Genomic DNA, 1,516 nt, shown 5'->3' with positions numbered 1-1,516 from the left:
GCGGGTCATCAGGCGCTCCTTATCCTTGACCTCACTCCTACTCTACCTTAGTGGATAGGGTTTTGAGACCGCTTCTAGAAAAAACAACGAAACGGTTGTGATTGTTTGCACTTCAACCTCTATTGGTGGTGTTGCCGCTGGCTTGGGTTTTTATGTTTATACTTCTTCACAGATTATTATTTTTGGCTGGCTATTGTCATTAGTTGCTATACTTGTTGTTTGTGGAGGTACATGCTGCCGGTTGGCTTGAGAAGGCGCCGCATTTCCAGCAAACGGACGGCCATCATAATCAGGTAGGATTTCATGCTCTTGCCGTGGGACAGGCCAGCAGCGTCAATGATGGCATACAGGGCAGGCTCTTTGTCGGCAATCTCTCCATGCCAGGCTTCGTCCACGTCGCTCAGCGTCCAGGTATCCTTAAAGGCGGCTCCGGCTGCTTCGCTGCCCACAGGGGCGCTGTAGTCCTCGTTGCTGTTGAACGGTGGGTCCAGGTAGATCAAATCAGTAGATCAAATCAACGGACTCGCTATTCATCCCTCGCATGATGTCCAGGTTGTCCCCGGTCCACATGGTCCGGTTTGTCCAATTCGGGGCGGCCATCAGAAGCTCCCCCGCAGGAACGACTCAAACATACAGCATCTTGTCATTCTCGGTCGTGGCGGCTCGGCTGGAGGGCAGCGGCCAGCGCGCTAGTCCACCGCCAGGGCAATCCGGTTGCCGTGCGACAGCAGGTCGGCCACGCTGCCCAGAAAGGCGCCGGCCGGGGCGCCGTCAATCACCCGGTGGTCAAAGGTCAGGCTCAGGACCAGCATCGAGCGTCTGGCGATTTCACCCTGATACACGACCGGTTTGTCGACGATGCGGCCAACGCCCAGAATCCCGGTCTGGGGCGAGTTGAGAATCGGGGTGAAGGCGTCAACGCCGGCCATGCCCAGGTTTGAGACGGTGAAGGTCCCGCCGCTGACCTCTTCGAGCTTGAGTTGACCCGCCCGGGCTTTCTCGGCCAGCGCGCGCGCCTCCTGGGCAATGGTTTTGAGCGGCTTTTTATCCGCGTCGTGGACGACCGGGACGATCAGGCCCTCATCGAGCGCCACGGCAAAGCCGACGTGGACCGCGCCGTGCAGCTGGATCGCATCGCCTTCGAGCGAGGCGTTCATGCGCGGGTGCTGGAGCAGGGCGTGGGCGCAGGCCTGGATAATGAAGTCGTTATAGGTGGTGTTGAACTCGCGCCGGACCTCTTCGCGGCGTTCGATGAGCTGGGTCACATCGACCTCGGTCGTAATGGTCAGCTGGGCGGTGTCGGTCAGGCTTTTGTGCATGCGCTCGGCAATCACCTTGCGCATGCCGCGTAGCGGGACCGACTGATCTTGGGCCTGCTCCTGGGCCGGGGCCGAGACTTGGGCCGGGGTCTGGGCAGCGGCGTCAATGGCGTGCTGAACATCTTCTCTGGTGATACGTCCGCCGGGTCCGGTGCCGGTCAGGCTGGCGGTGTCGATGTTATGCTCGGCGGCGAGTT

General features: G+C 59.8%; 2 protein-coding genes. Both read right to left on the bottom strand.

Annotated elements, in window-relative coordinates:
• Positions 1 to 206 precede the first annotated feature (206 nt).
• Positions 207 to 449, bottom strand: coding sequence for a hypothetical protein (locus tag J4F42_04765; protein MCE2484799.1), 243 nt, complete (start codon positions 447 to 449; stop codon positions 207 to 209).
• A 240-nt stretch (positions 450 to 689) separates the two neighbouring features.
• Positions 690 to 1,516, bottom strand: an 827-nt coding sequence (locus tag J4F42_04760) for a 2-oxo acid dehydrogenase subunit E2 (GenBank protein MCE2484798.1), incomplete at its 5' end; no start/stop codon positions are given.

The sequence above is a fragment of the Desulfurellaceae bacterium genome (genome assembly GCA_021296095.1).
Taxonomy (GTDB): Bacteria; Desulfobacterota; Binatia; order Bin18; family Bin18; genus JAAXHF01.
Note: the sequence above shows the minus strand (reverse complement) of the source record. Positions and strands in the feature narration are given on the sequence as shown.